The 13,771-nt window shown below is 39.1% G+C and carries 8 protein-coding genes; all 8 read right to left on the bottom strand.

The features are described 5' to 3' along the window. Positions 1-38 precede the first annotated feature (38 nt). Positions 39-3,194 (bottom strand): efflux RND transporter permease subunit, encoded by a 3,156-nt coding sequence (locus AAC037_RS06845; RefSeq protein ID WP_339902276.1) that lies wholly within the window; start codon positions 3,192-3,194, stop codon positions 39-41. Between the two features lie 45 nt (positions 3,195-3,239). Beyond that, a complete protein-coding gene (locus AAC037_RS06840) occupies positions 3,240-4,385 on the bottom strand; it encodes an efflux RND transporter periplasmic adaptor subunit (protein ID WP_339902275.1) in 1,146 nt (381 codons plus the stop codon). A gap of 641 nt (positions 4,386-5,026) precedes the next feature. Next, positions 5,027-6,679 (bottom strand): hypothetical protein, encoded by a 1,653-nt coding sequence (locus AAC037_RS06835; protein ID WP_339902274.1) that lies wholly within the window; start codon positions 6,677-6,679, stop codon positions 5,027-5,029. Between the two features lie 499 nt (positions 6,680-7,178). Beyond that, the gene (locus tag AAC037_RS06830) at positions 7,179-7,835 is read right to left on the bottom strand and encodes a hypothetical protein (RefSeq protein WP_339902273.1); all 657 of its coding nucleotides are present in this window, start codon (positions 7,833-7,835) and stop codon (positions 7,179-7,181) included. A gap of 1 nt (position 7,836) precedes the next feature. Then, positions 7,837-8,352 (bottom strand): sigma-70 family RNA polymerase sigma factor, encoded by a 516-nt coding sequence (locus AAC037_RS06825; RefSeq protein WP_339902272.1) that lies wholly within the window; start codon positions 8,350-8,352, stop codon positions 7,837-7,839. Positions 8,353-8,758: 406 nt separating this feature from the next. Continuing rightward, complete coding sequence (locus AAC037_RS06820; protein WP_339902271.1) at positions 8,759-9,763, bottom strand: LLM class flavin-dependent oxidoreductase; 1,005 nt, start codon at positions 9,761-9,763, stop codon at positions 8,759-8,761. Positions 9,764-9,987: 224 nt separating this feature from the next. Next, the gene (locus tag AAC037_RS06815) at positions 9,988-11,079 is read right to left on the bottom strand and encodes an alkene reductase (RefSeq protein WP_339902270.1); all 1,092 of its coding nucleotides are present in this window, start codon (positions 11,077-11,079) and stop codon (positions 9,988-9,990) included. Positions 11,080-11,577: 498 nt separating this feature from the next. After that, positions 11,578-13,771 (bottom strand): phosphoribosylformylglycinamidine synthase (purL, locus tag AAC037_RS06810; RefSeq protein ID WP_339902269.1); only part of this gene is annotated, 2,194 nt, incomplete at its 5' end.

Here is a 13,771-nt window from a genome sequence, read left to right as displayed (position 1 = left end):
GTTTTATTTTATGTTTTAATGGCATAATTTCATTTTTTTTAAGCTTCTACGGGCTTGTTTTTATTTAACCTTCTGCTTGTTTTTTCATGTAAAGTCTGGAAGACCAGATAGAGGGTAGGAATAATAAAAATTCCAAGAATTACGCCGAAAAGCATTCCTCCGGCTGCTCCAATACTTACAGATTTATTACCTTGAGCAGAGGCTCCCACGGTCCGCATTAATGGAATCAAACCCGCGATAAAAGCGAATGATGTCATAATAATGGGTCTAATTCTTAATCGGGCAGCTTCTACAGCCGCATTAAAAATACTAAGGCCTTGTGCCCGTTTTTGAGCTGCAAACTCTACAATCAATATGGCATTTTTGGCCAGTAAGCCGATGAGCATGATTATACTAACCTGCACATATATATTATTGTCTATGCCTGCGAGATTAATAGCGACAAAAACGCCTAAAAGCCCGCAAGGTATGGATAGCAATACAGCAAAAGGTAACCAATAACTTTCATACTGTGCGGCAAGAAGAAAGAATACGAAGACAATACTTAAAATAAAGATTATTGCCGTTTGAAGACCGGATTTTTTCTCTTCCAAACTCATTCCGGTCCATTCGTAACTGTAATTGGTAGGCAGTTCGGCAGCGATTTCTTCTATGGCATTCATTGCATCTCCGGTACTGTAGCCATCGGCAGGGGTGGCATTGACAGTAATGGAGTTAAACAAATTGTACCGGTTAACAATTTCCGGCCCATTGACTTCTTCAAGTGAAACCATGGTGTTTACAGGAACCATTTCCCCCAGATTGTTTCGGACAAAAATGGCATCCATTGATTTTTTCTCTGTTCGGTAAGGAATATCAGCCTGAACAAAAATCCTGTATTGTCTACCGAAGCGGTTAAAATCACCTGATTGCAGCCTACCAAAGTAAGCTTGTACTGAGCGCATCATATTTTGAACACTGACACCCATGTTTTTTGCTTTTACATAATCAATGTTCATTTGATATTGCGGGAAATTAGCGTTGAAAGTAGTAAAAGCATTTTCAATTTCCGGTCTTTCATTCAATTCAGCGATAAACATATCAGCGGCATTGTTGAATGCTGTGAAATCTTCACCTACTCGGTCTTGGATGATCATTTCCAAACCTGAAAACTCTCCAAATCCTTGAACGGTAGGTCTTGCAAACACATTAATTTCTGCTTCAGGAATATGGGAGAGCTCACTGATAAGGTTACTTATTAAAGCATCAATATCCTGAATTTCGCCCCGCTCATGAATCGGTTTTAGGTTAATATATCCCATACCAAATGATGGACTGGGAGCGTTCTCCATCACATTAAACCCTGAAATACTGTTGACACTTTTTACCGCAGGGTGTTGTCTAAGTATAGAATCTACCTGTTGCATTGGGCCTGAGGTCCTGTGCAATGAGGAACCAGGAGGCATGGTGAGGGAATATGTAAGGAAACTATCGTCTTCTGAGGGGATAAATGCACTAGGAGTACTCCTGAACAATAATACCGTTAGAGCCAACAAGACTACCAATGCACTTAAAGGGATCCATTTTTTTCTTAGAAGATGGGTAACCAAAGATATGTATTTGTTCGTAAAGGCATCAAATCCGGATTCAAAAGCGGTGAAAACCCTGTGTTTTACTCTTCCAAATTTACTTGCTGTTTTATCCTCATATTCTTTCGCAGGCTTCAGCATCAGTGCACACAATACCGGGCTCAAAGTCAATGCATTTAATGCGGAGATAAGGATGGCAAATATTAAGGTATAAGCAAATTGTTTGTAAAATAAACCTACAGGCCCTTCCATAAAGCCTACAGGTACGAAAACTGCAGCCATCACAATGGTTATGGAGATAATGGCTGTAGAGATTTCATTCATGGCAGATACCGTGGCTTTATTTGCAGGCAATTTACTATGGGTCATCTTATGGTGAACAGCCTCTACGACCACAATGGCATCATCTACCACAATCCCTATGGCAAGAACCAGGGCAAACATGGTCAAAACATTTACTGAAAAACCCAATAATTGTAAAAAGAAGAAAGTACCTATCAGTGAAACAGGAATGGCAATGGCAGGAATAATGGTGGATCTCAGATCCTGCAAAAAGACAAACACAACAATAAAAACCAGAATACAAGCCTCGATTATTGTTAAGACTACCTGATTAATAGATTCATCAATTTGGTTTCTTACCGAATAGGATATTTCATAGGTGATTCCTTCTGGGAAATTTTTAGAAATGCGCTCCATTACTTCCCGAATATTCTGATCGATTTCCTTGGCATTGGAATCACTGGTCTGAGTAATGTTTATGGTAGCCGCTGCCTGGCCATTTACGGTGTTATCACTGCCTAAGTTGGAAGCTCCCAACTCTACACGTGCAATGTCTCTCAGGTACAGGATAGATCCATCTTTATTGGATTTGATCACAATATTTTCATACTCCTCGGGTGTACTAAACCGTCCTTTGTGTTTAATAATGGTTTCGAAAATTTCCTCAGATGTTTCGCCAAAGCGGCCCGGAGCTGCTTCAAAGTTTTGGTCATTGATTTGATTCGTAATGTCTTGAGGTACCAATCCATACAAAGCCAGTTTCTCAGGGTTTAGCCACACCCTCATGGCATAAGTTCTTCTACCTACAAATGAGGCTTGGGCTACCCCTTCAACCCTTAACAATTCCCTTTTCACATTAATCCTTGAATAGGACTGTATAAAAGTTTCATTATAGGGAGAGTTTTCTCCTTCAGCGATAATATTGATGGTCATGATATTACCACTGAGCCTTTTTACCACTGAAATTCCTTCTTGAATTACCTCTGGTGGGAGCTCACCAATTTCTCGGGAAATACTATTTTGCACATTAACGGCTGCAATATCCGGATCGGTACCTGGCTTGAAAAATATATTGATGCTTCCACGACCGGAATTGGTGGCTTTCGAGCGAATATAGGTCATGTTTTCAACTCCATTTATCGCCTCCTCCAAGGGGAGAAGCACAGACTTAGCCACTGTTTCTGCGTTTCCACCCGGATAACTCACCCCCACACGTACACTTGGGGGAGCAATGTCCGGAAACCTGGTCACCGGCAATCGCATTAAACTAATCAGCCCTGCGATAATTATTAAAATCGATATAACAGAAGCCAAGACAGGCCTCTCAATGATTTTCTTAATCATAGATATAAAAGTTGGTTGTAGTTAGATTATGGCAATTAGAAAAGCTTAATGGGTCGGCACTTGTTGATAGGGCTCTATCTTCATTCCATCTTTAATTTTGTTTACCCCTGATTGAATAATGGTGGCTCCTTCAGAAATATTGTTTTCGTTCAAAATGAAATTTTGCCCTGCTTTCCCATTTATTTTCACTTCTTTTCTTTCCACTGTCGAATCCGCCTTTAAAACAAATACAAAGTTCTTGTCTTGAATTTTGGTTATGGATTCCTGAGGAACCATGAGCACATCCGGATGTATCTGCTCCAAAATGATTTTACCGGTGTTTCCACTTCTCAGAAGTTTGTCCGGATTATCAAATTTGGCTCTTAAAGTGATGGCTCCGGTGTTTCTGTCTATTTGGCCCGCATCAGCATCGATTACTCCTTCCTCAGAATAGATGGTTCCGTCTGCCAATATTAACTTAACATTGGGGTTCAGTCGGCGAGCGGTGGAATCTTCTTTCATTTTTTTGTAAAATAGATAGTTGGACTCACTCATTGCAAAATATACATAGACTTCACTGATATCTGATAAAGTGGTTACCGGCTCATCATCTCCTTTGGCAACTAAATTACCTACACGCATAGGGATCAATCCTATATAGCCACTTACCGGAGCTTTTATTTGCGTGAATTGCATATCGATCTGACTTGTGGCCTTTAAGGCCTCGGCTTGAGCCAAAGAAGCCTTTGCTACCTCATAATTTGATTGGGCAGTCTTCATTTGTACATCAGAAATCACTTCATGATCAATCAAAGGTTGGAGCCTTTCCATTTCGATTTTCGCGTTTTCTAACTTTGCTTTTTCAACTTCTACTGCTGCCTGGGCATTTTTTAGCCTTTCCACATAGGGGAGTGCATTGATACTAAACAATAATTGCCCTTTCTCTACAAAATCTCCCTCATCCACATGGATTTTATCCAGTAATCCCTCAACTTGTGGTCTGATTTCAACGTTTACCTTCCCCTCAATGGCTCCTAGATACTCGAATGTAGTGATAGCAGAGTCCTTCTTCACAGTGGTTACAGGCAATGAAAGGGTTTCTACTTCTACCTGCTCCCCTTTACTGTCGCATGAATAATTTGCCAAAGAAATAGCTATTATTAGCGATGTCAACAAAATGTTTTCGTTGAATATTGATTTAAATAGTCTCATTATTTATATAAAATTTTAAATTCTAGTGGTTAGTTTAGTTGTTTTATAACCATTTGAATGCTTAGGTTTATCAGTTAATCAAAAAGCATTCCAACAAAACCTGTGATGAAAGGATTAAAGTTTGTTTGATCGGTAATTGTAACGTGCTGATATTACTTAAAAAAGAAAAAATAGCCTTTATTCTCGTCTATTGGCCGATTTTGGGTAGGGCAGGTAATTAATTAAAAAGTTTTATTATGATAAAAAAAATTAATTTTATCCAAAAAATTAATTACTAAGTTAGAGATGAAAGTCAAAATAGGCTTTAGATTTACATAAATTTCTTAGAATGGAACATACCATTAAATAGAAGCCTAATTTCAACTCAAAATATGGATTAACCCTTATTAAACCGTGCTGAAAAACTTTGCTATCCTAAAATTTCCAAATAGTCTGACCTCTCAGGGTTGCCCTCCTTCCCGCAATTAGGGCCCACTTGCATAATACGGGTAACATGATAGCCATCATGAAAGATTAATATTGATACAGACACAAAAAACACACCCAGAAAACGAATTAAAGCTTTCCGGGTGTTTTTAAAGACCCATACCTGAATCGGGATATTGGCTGTGTATAATAGGATAATAAAATTTAGGTGAAGCTTATTTGGTAATAACCTTTACATCTTTAAACATAAATTTATTAGAACTTACACTTATTTCCTTGCCACTCGCTGTGCTAACATTTTTAAGAATAACTTTTTTGGTTATTACATTAGGGAATTTTTCTTGATAGGATTCGTCCGTTTTTTTGGAATTGAAATTTGAGAAAATGGTTGGTCCTTTGTAGTCATCCGTGTGGTTGGAATCATCAATGTGTAGATTTTCAATTGTGATTTTCTCCGGCATATATGCAGTATATCCAAAATCATGTTGGCCAGAATATGATCCGCTGATTAATGTAGCATTGCTTTTATCCCCACCATTTGGAACAAAAGTACAGTCTTTAATGATCAATTCTCCTTGCCAAGTGCTTCCATAATCGGAGCGTAGGTTCACGAGGCTTCTTCCACGAAGAGTAGAGTTTTCTACCAAAAAAGTACCGGATCCAATGGCATTGATTCCCATATGACCCAAGGTAGAATTCCTAATCGTTGCATTGGCTACTCCTTTGTGCGCATCAAACCTTGAAAATGTGCAATTATCGAAAAGGAGATTCTTACAATAGTTAGAACCCATTATTCCCCAGTAGGTACCATCGTCAATATCATTTGTTTGACTACAGTTAATAAACGAAACGTTAAGCGCATGGCCCACCAAAATGTCGTAGGTTCCCATGGATACAGGTTTTCCTACAGAGCCAATTGTTTTGTAGGTTTTATGGCCTGTCAATACAGTGTTTTTAACGGTTACATTGGCACAATTACGGATACTTAGGAATCCTCCATAAGGGGCACCACGATCCCCCTCATCAGTTACGCGGTGCTCAAGTCCATCAATTATCACATTAGAACGCCTAACGGTTATGTTACGGCTGTAGTAATTGTATTTTGATTCAGCCTGATTGGCAATGGTGACGAAGCGCCCACCCTTTATCGTTAGGGTTTCCTTGTCAATTGGAAGTGCAGTGATTTCAGTGATATTTTCAAAGTCCCATATGATAGGAGCATCCATATCCACTTTTCCATTTTCATCCACTAAAAAAATATCCGTTTGTGCGGAGCCATTGTCTTGATTCAATCCATACCTGATATAGTGTCTTACATTGTCATTGGTGACATTGATCAGCGATGGACCGGTAAGCTTGGCATTTATTTTCTTCTGATTTTTCTTTAAAGAAGTGATGCCTTCTAGTTTAAAAGGTTTTAAGTTGGAAATTACAATGAATACAGAAGCTTTGATATTTTCTACGTCCTTATCGTCGATGATAAAAGTAGCCGTTCCAAAATCAGTATTGGTTTGTATATAGGCAGTTCGGTCTTTGCCTCCTATATAGTAACTGGCCCCATTATTGGCTTTTACAGATAAGTTTTGTTGGTTGGCAAAAGCATGGGTTCCAGCAATGGCATGGATATCATCTGTTTTACCGTCTCCTTTAGCGCCAAAGTCACTGTAGTGAACAAAGCCATCCTCTTTAAACTTCAAAGCATCATTCGGAGCAACATTTACATGTAGTTCTCCATTTTGTTTTACCTGAACTTGAGTATTGCCACTATTGGATGTGAGCACCACATTTCCGAATGGGGAAGTGGTCTGGCCTTGGGAGGCAATAATACCGGTGAATACAAAAAACAAGAGGAGCAATTTTCTCATCATATGGTTATTTATTTGTTGGATTAATCAGAAAGACTCAATGCTATTATCATCTGTCCTCCTGAAGTACAATACAAGATTAAATTTGAAACAGAACACAAACTGGTAATTTTATCTCATAAAAACAACAAACATTCTATCAGGTATAGCTGGTAGAATGTTTGTTTGAGGTAATGGATTATGGCGTATAATATTGATCTCCAAACTACCCGGATGAAGCCGGTTAAAGCAATGGTTCTTTCTTTGCTTGGTGAAATCACTTGAAAATCAGCTGTTTTATACTGTTTTCTACATTGCCTGTCTGACGATCAGTTGCCTATTGGCAAACAGGTTTTTCCTATTTCCCTAAAACAGTGAATAAATAGGCTGGTTTTCCTGTGTTAAAAGTCCTAATATTGCACCCTTTGGTTGTCCGAGTTAAGCAGGGACACAACGCCATCTAAATAACTTTATTCTTGGCTGAAATTTCATCCCACCACCGTTTTACTTTTTCAGTGGATTTTTATAAATGGTAAGATTTAAGCTCCTCTAATTGTTCGGCTGCTTTATCAATTTGCTTCCCACTTGCTAAGTTTATTAACCAATTCACCTTTTTATCGGCAATGTTTTTCGGGTTCATGCGAATAAATATCCATACGGAGATGCTAGCTAACAATAAAGTGAAACTGCCTTGAATAATGACCCATGCCAACGGGAATTCTCCGGTAAAATCAATGAACCCAATCTGTAGAAGGGTATAAAATGGTAGTTGTAGGTACCAGTAGCGCATGTTGCTGACCAAATTCAGTTTTAGATTCGACAATTCTTGCTGAATGGAAACCACGGGACCGGAAAAATCAATTTGATTGGCCATGACCAGGTGTTTGGCATAATCAAATAACACCTTAATGTTGGTTAACAATATGGCTCCTATTGAGAGCACAAAGAGAGGATTGGTAAAAGGTTGATTTTTAACTGTATACGACAGGATCGTTGCTAAAATTGCAATATAAATGGTTCCGAATACTAAACCTGTGACTTTTTCGGCCTTGAGACCAAAAAGTGCTTTACGAGAACGTTGACTCACCTGGTATTTTAATATTTGGGTATTCAGTTGAATTACCTGTTCTATTTTACTGTTTTGAACTTTCCATAAATTTTGAATGCTTTGCTCTTCCATTTTATTTTTGATTTATTGATGTGAATTTTTCTTTTAATGTACTTTTTAATCTATTGAGTTTTGTTGCCACATTGGATACCGTTATCCCCATGATTGCAGCGATCTCTGCATAACTTTTTTCTTCCAGGTATAACAGCATTAAAGCCCTATCAAAATGCTTGAACTCACTGATGAGAGAATAGAGTTGGCGGACGTTTTCATTTAAGGTTGTTTCTGCCGGAGCAGCAATCTCCACAAACCTATCATCCATCATGGTGTTTATGGCTGCTCTTTTACTCTCTTTTCGATAACTGGATATGGCTACATTTAATGCGATTCGATATAGCCATGTTGAAAATTTCAAAGTTGGTTTGTAACTTGGATAAGCCTTCCAGACTTGAATAGTGATCTCCTGAATTAAGTCTTTTACTTCCTCCTCGTCACGCTTATAAGACCTGGCAACTTTGTAAAGTATGCCTTTGTTCTCAGCGAGGTGTTGTAAGAATGCATCCGAAAGCTTATTTTCTGAAACTGTCATTGGGATTACTTTTCTTAGTAATTCGTTATTTTAGTAAAATAATCACAGCATCATGAAAAAAAATCAAAAAAAATATTTTACTTCCTGAAGTCCGGCCTAAGTTTGAGTTGTAAACAGTGCATCCTTTGTTAATCGGCTGGTCAAATAATAGATTGGATCTTGGGTTACTGAAATCAACAATGGCCTGAATAACCTTTAAAAATGTTTGATCCCGAAAGGGGAAATAGCTCCTATTTTAGCTGCTATAATCGCTTCAAAATCAGTCTTATTTTCTTGCGTTTGCTAATCTTATCGCATAATCCTGATTAAAAAATTGATAGAGGCTTAAAAGCAAGGGTGGTAAAAAATTGGGCAAAAAAATAGGTGAATTTTACTTCACCTATATCTAGCCTTTAAATGCAAAAGCTTACAATTGATTTTGATGACTAAGAGATTGGAATGCCTTGGCGGTATACTGAAGTGAACGAAGCCTTTTTTCATGATCAAAAACATTAGTGGTAACCATTACCTCATCTATTTCATGTCTTTCAATAAAGGATGCTAACGCTTTGCTGACCTTTTCATAACTGCCTATAAAAGCATATTGCGTCATTTGTTTGATGGCTGCTTCCTCCTGGGGGCTCCATATCTCATCCATGTTTTTTACCGGGGGAGAAAGAGGGTAGGACCTTCCTCTGATAATCCCTAAAGCCATTTGGTAAAAGGATGTAGCCAGATAAGCTGCTTCGTCATCCGTATCTGCCACAACTATATTCAGACAGGCTACCAAATAAGGAAGGTTGCTTTGTGTGGCAGCTTTGAAGTTCTGTTTGTAATAAGTACTTGCTTGGCTAAAGTAAGTAGGTGCAAAGTGACTTGCGAAAACGTAAGGAAGTCCTTTTTTTGCGGCGAGCACAGCACTGTCCATGCTTGAGCCCAAAAGATAAATCGGCACATCGAGCCCTTCCGCAGGATAAGCTCGAACAGGAGCATCGATGTTTTCCTCAGAAAAGAACATTTGCAATTCCTCCAAATCTTGGGGGAATTCCTGAACCGTTTCTAACCTGCCTCTTCGTAGAACTGAAGCCGTTTTTTGATCAGTTCCCGGAGCTCGGCCCAGACCCAGATCAATCCTGCCCGGATAAAGCGTCTCCAAAGTGCCAATTTGTTCGGCCACCATTAATGGACTGTGATTGGGTAACATAATACCGCCGGAACCCACCCTAATAGATTGCGTTCCTCCTGCAATATGCCCCATTAATACGGTGGGTGCTGAACTTCCCACATAGGGCATATTGTGGTGTTCTGCTAACCAAAATCGCTTGTATCCCCAGGATTCTGCATGCCGGGCTAGATCCAAAGACCTTTTATAGGCATCGGCAGCATCATGTCCTTCTTTAAGTATGGCTAAATCTAAAATTGAGTATTTCATAGTAATTTATATTGAATCTAAAACCTTTGAAATAGATTTTAAGTTCCTCAAAAGGAGAGCCGGTTTGGTGAGCTAAATATGGGGAAAGAGATGGTGTTAAAGGGGCAAATAAAAGCCTTAAAAGAAGTAAAAAATATAAAAACCTCACCATAGCTCAGCTATGGTGAGGTTATATGTAAACCTAAATAACCTAAGTCGCAGTTTAGCTATTTATGGCCTTATATTCAATCCATCTTAGGGTAATCTGTATAGCCCTTTTCACCGGGGGTATAAAAAGTGGACTCGTCCCAATCTGCTAATGCTGCATTTTTTTCAAACCTCTCGGGCAAATCCGGGTTGGAAATAAACAATTTTCCGTAGGCGACTGCATCTGCCAATCCTTCCAGAATAAAGTTGTTACCTTTTTGTTGATCAAATCCTGCATTGATAATTAATTTACCGTTGTAGATAGGGCGGTAGCGTTTGGCAATTTCCGTTTCTGCATAGGGTATATCTGAAACATCATTAAATGGTTCTGAAAGATGCAGATAGGCCAGATTGTACTTATTGAGGTTTTCTATGATATAATCAAATGTAGGAATACTTTCTTCGTCCATGGTCATACCAAAAATCCCGTTCAATGATGGATTTAATCTTAGTCCAATTCTATTTTCAGGTATCACCTCTTTAATTGCATCGATGATTTCAAATAAGATTTTGGATCTATTGGCGATACTTCCTCCATATTCATCCAGCCTTACATTGGAAGTTCGACTGAAGAATTGATGCAATAGATATCCATTGGAGCTGTGGATTTCTACTCCATCAAATCCCGCTTCCCAAGCATTTTTTGCGCCATTCTTAAAGTCTGCTATTGTTTGTTTAATTTCCGGTAGGCTCATTTCCTTAGGGGTGACCGTGTCCTTAAATCCCTTGGGTGTAAAGGACTTCGCTTTGGGATTAATGGCAGAAGGAGCCAGAGGTAAATTTCCTTCATGGAAATCGGGATGAGAGATTCTGCCCACATGCCATAACTGCAAAAATATTTTACCTCCCTCATCATGTACAGCCTTGGTTACTTTTTTCCAACCAGCTACTTGGGATTTGGTATGGATGCCCGGGGTGTTGATATAACCTACTGCCCTTTGAGAAATTTGGGAGCCTTCAGTTATGATCAATCCTGCTGAAGCCCTTTGCCTATAATATTCGGCATGTAAATCGGTGGGCGCTTTATCTTGGTTATCTGCCCGGCTCCTTGTCATAGGGGCCATAACAAGACGATTGTCTAATTTTAAATCTCCTAGGTTAAGGGATTCTAAAAGTGGTTGCTTTTGCATATTTTTTAATTTTTGTTGATCGATTGATAAGCTTTCTTCGTTAAATCAACTGAGAAATCTATAAAATGTTGGTCTAACCGATTTCATTTTGCTACTGCAATTTCTGATCCATTCTTCAACCCGAAATTTTCAATAGACCCTCAATTTGGTGCCATGACCTTCAAAAAGCCTGATTTTCTTGAGATTGCAAATTTTACATATACGAGGGAAATCCTATTGCATAATCCGGGTTGAAAATGTTAACTTACTAGTCGGGGAACGCCAAGAACAGCTGTTTTGTTTTGCCGAGAATACAAAATTCACCTGGGTAAGCATTTGCGCTCTTGGGTTATTTTTTATAACAATACAAAATAAAATGTTTAAACTAATCATGTAATAGAAACCCTTGTATAATACTGGGGGTTAGAAAAAAAATTCAGCCAATAAAATAAGCAAAAGAAAACCGACTCCTTGTCATAGACAAGAAGTCGGTAAATATCCAAAAACTAGACTAAGTTTTTACTGAGAAATTTTCTCAGCAACCCAGTTTTTAGCGTTTATAAAGGCATTGATCCAGGGGCTAACCTCTTCGTTCCGTATATCTTCAGGATAATATGGCCAGTTCCAAGGGGCAATTGCCCTTTCAATATGTGGCATGATTGCCAGATGGCGGCCATCTTTTGACACCAAGCCTGCTACATTATGGTCTGATCCGTTGGGATTACCGGGGTATGCGCTGTAAGAATACTCCATACCAAAATTGTAACTTTCTTTTTCTTCCGGAAGGTAGAATTTACCTTCTCCATGTGCTACCCATACCCCTAGTCTTAAACCGGACAAGGAGCCAAACATTACAGAATCATTCTCAGGAATGGTCACATTCACAAATGACGACTCAAACTTATGACTGTCGTTGTGAAGCATTTTGGTTTTTTGCTTATGTTCAGGATTGATCAGGTTCAATTCAACCATTAGCTGACATCCATTACAAACACCTAAACTCAATGTGTCTTTTCTGGCGTAAAAATTATCCAAAGCATTTTTAGCTTTCTCATTGTAAAGAAAAGCTCCGGCCCATCCTTTGGCAGAACCAAGAACATCGGAATTTGAAAAGCCACCCACAAAGACGATCATGTTTACATCTTCAAGGTTCTCTCTACCTGAGATCAGGTCAGTCATGTGGATGTCTTTGACATCAAATCCGGCCAACCATAAGGAATAAGCCATCTCTCTATCTCCATTGACTCCTTTTTCACGAATAATCGCTGCTTTGGCACCCGTGGTTGTTTTCCTATTGGAGTCCAAATTCAATGCTTCGTAAGTCCCTTTCCATTGCTCAGGAAAGGTATAGTTCAAAGGTTGATTTTTATAATTGTCAAATCGATCCTTGGCCAGTTCTTTTCCCGACTGCTGTTGATCCAACAAATAGGAGGATTTGTACCAAATATCTCTCAATACTGATACTTCCCAAGACTTATTTAAACCCTCAATTTGAATGGTGCCTGAAGCATTTACAGTTGCAATTTCCACAGCAGACACCCCTTTTGAATTCAATAATGAAGAGACATCGGCCGCATCCTTTACCTGAATAACCAAGCCCGGGTTTTCTGCAAATAAGGCTTTGATCAAATCTTTTTCCTTAAGATTTGAAGTATGAATATCTAAGCCTCTATTCTGGTCAGGGAAACACATCTCCAATAAGGTAGTGATCAAACCGCCGGATGAAATGTCATGACCAGCTAGTACTTTGTCTTCTTTGATCAGTTCTTGAATGGTTGCAAAGGCACTTTTAAAATAAGCTGCATCCTTTATGTTCGGTACTTCGTTGCCAATTTTATTTAGTGATTGTGCAAAGGAGCTGCCTCCCAATTTTGCTTCATCCTTAGACAAATCTATGTATAGCAATGTTGATTCAGGGCTAGCCTTTAAGCTAGGAGAAATAACATTGTTAATGTCCGAACATTCTCCAACAGTTGAAATGATAACCGTTCCGGGGGATTTTACCGTTTGACCACTTGGGTATTTCTGGGTCATGGACAAGGAGTCTTTACCCGTAGGAATGTTTATCCCCAATGCTATTGCAAATTCACTCGTGGCTTCCACTGCTCGATAAAGCCTGTCGTTTTCCCCTTCGTTTTTGGCTGGCCACATCCAGTTGGCACTTAGAGACACTCCTTTAAGTCCATCGGTTAGTGGAGCCCATATTAAGTTGGTAAGTGCTTCTGCTATTGCTAATCTAGATCCCGCTTCAGGACTTACTAAAGCGGCTATAGGAGAATGTCCGATTGAAGTAGCTATTCCTTTATTTCCAGAATAATCCATGGCCATTACTGCCACATTATTCAATGGAAGCTGAAGTTCGCCAGTTGTCTGTTGCTTGGCCACCCTACCGGTAACCGACCTGTCTACTTTGTTGGTGAGCCAGTCTTTGCAAGCCACTGCTTCTAATTGCAGTACATTGGTCAAATACTGCTCAAAATCCTGAACTTTGTATTCAGGTGCTGTGAAATTTTGCTTGGCCTTTTTGTCCACCAAAACAGTTTTTGGGGAAGAACCAAACATATGATTCAAACTCCAATCGACAGGTTTTTCTCCTGTCTGGGTGTTTTTAAATTTGAATTGCATGTCCCCGGTCGTCTGGCCTATGTTATAAAATGGCGCTCTTTCACGGTCTGCAATCTTCTTAATCTTTGCTAGATGGCTATCCTTAACC

Origin of the sequence: uncultured Cyclobacterium sp. (assembly GCF_963976465.1) — a bacterium.
In the GTDB taxonomy this organism is placed as follows: Bacteria; Bacteroidota; Bacteroidia; order Cytophagales; family Cyclobacteriaceae; genus Cyclobacterium.
The sequence above is the reverse complement of the archived record's forward strand: the minus strand, read 5'-3'. Positions and strand labels throughout refer to the sequence as shown.

Bases quoted from the DNA above. Each gene is read 5' to 3' on its own strand.
- AAC037_RS06845 (WP_339902276.1), bottom strand. From the start codon at position 3,194: ATGATTAAGAAAATCATTGAGAGGCCTGTCTTGGCTTCTGTTATATCG.
- AAC037_RS06840 (WP_339902275.1), bottom strand. From the start codon at position 4,385: ATGAGACTATTTAAATCAATATTCAACGAAAACATTTTGTTGACATCG.
- AAC037_RS06835 (WP_339902274.1), bottom strand. From the start codon at position 6,679: ATGATGAGAAAATTGCTCCTCTTGTTTTTTGTATTCACCGGTATTATT.
- AAC037_RS06830 (WP_339902273.1), bottom strand. From the start codon at position 7,835: ATGGAAGAGCAAAGCATTCAAAATTTATGGAAAGTTCAAAACAGTAAA.
- AAC037_RS06825 (WP_339902272.1), bottom strand. From the start codon at position 8,352: ATGACAGTTTCAGAAAATAAGCTTTCGGATGCATTCTTACAACACCTC.
- AAC037_RS06820 (WP_339902271.1), bottom strand. From the start codon at position 9,763: ATGAAATACTCAATTTTAGATTTAGCCATACTTAAAGAAGGACATGAT.
- AAC037_RS06815 (WP_339902270.1), bottom strand. From the start codon at position 11,079: ATGCAAAAGCAACCACTTTTAGAATCCCTTAACCTAGGAGATTTAAAA.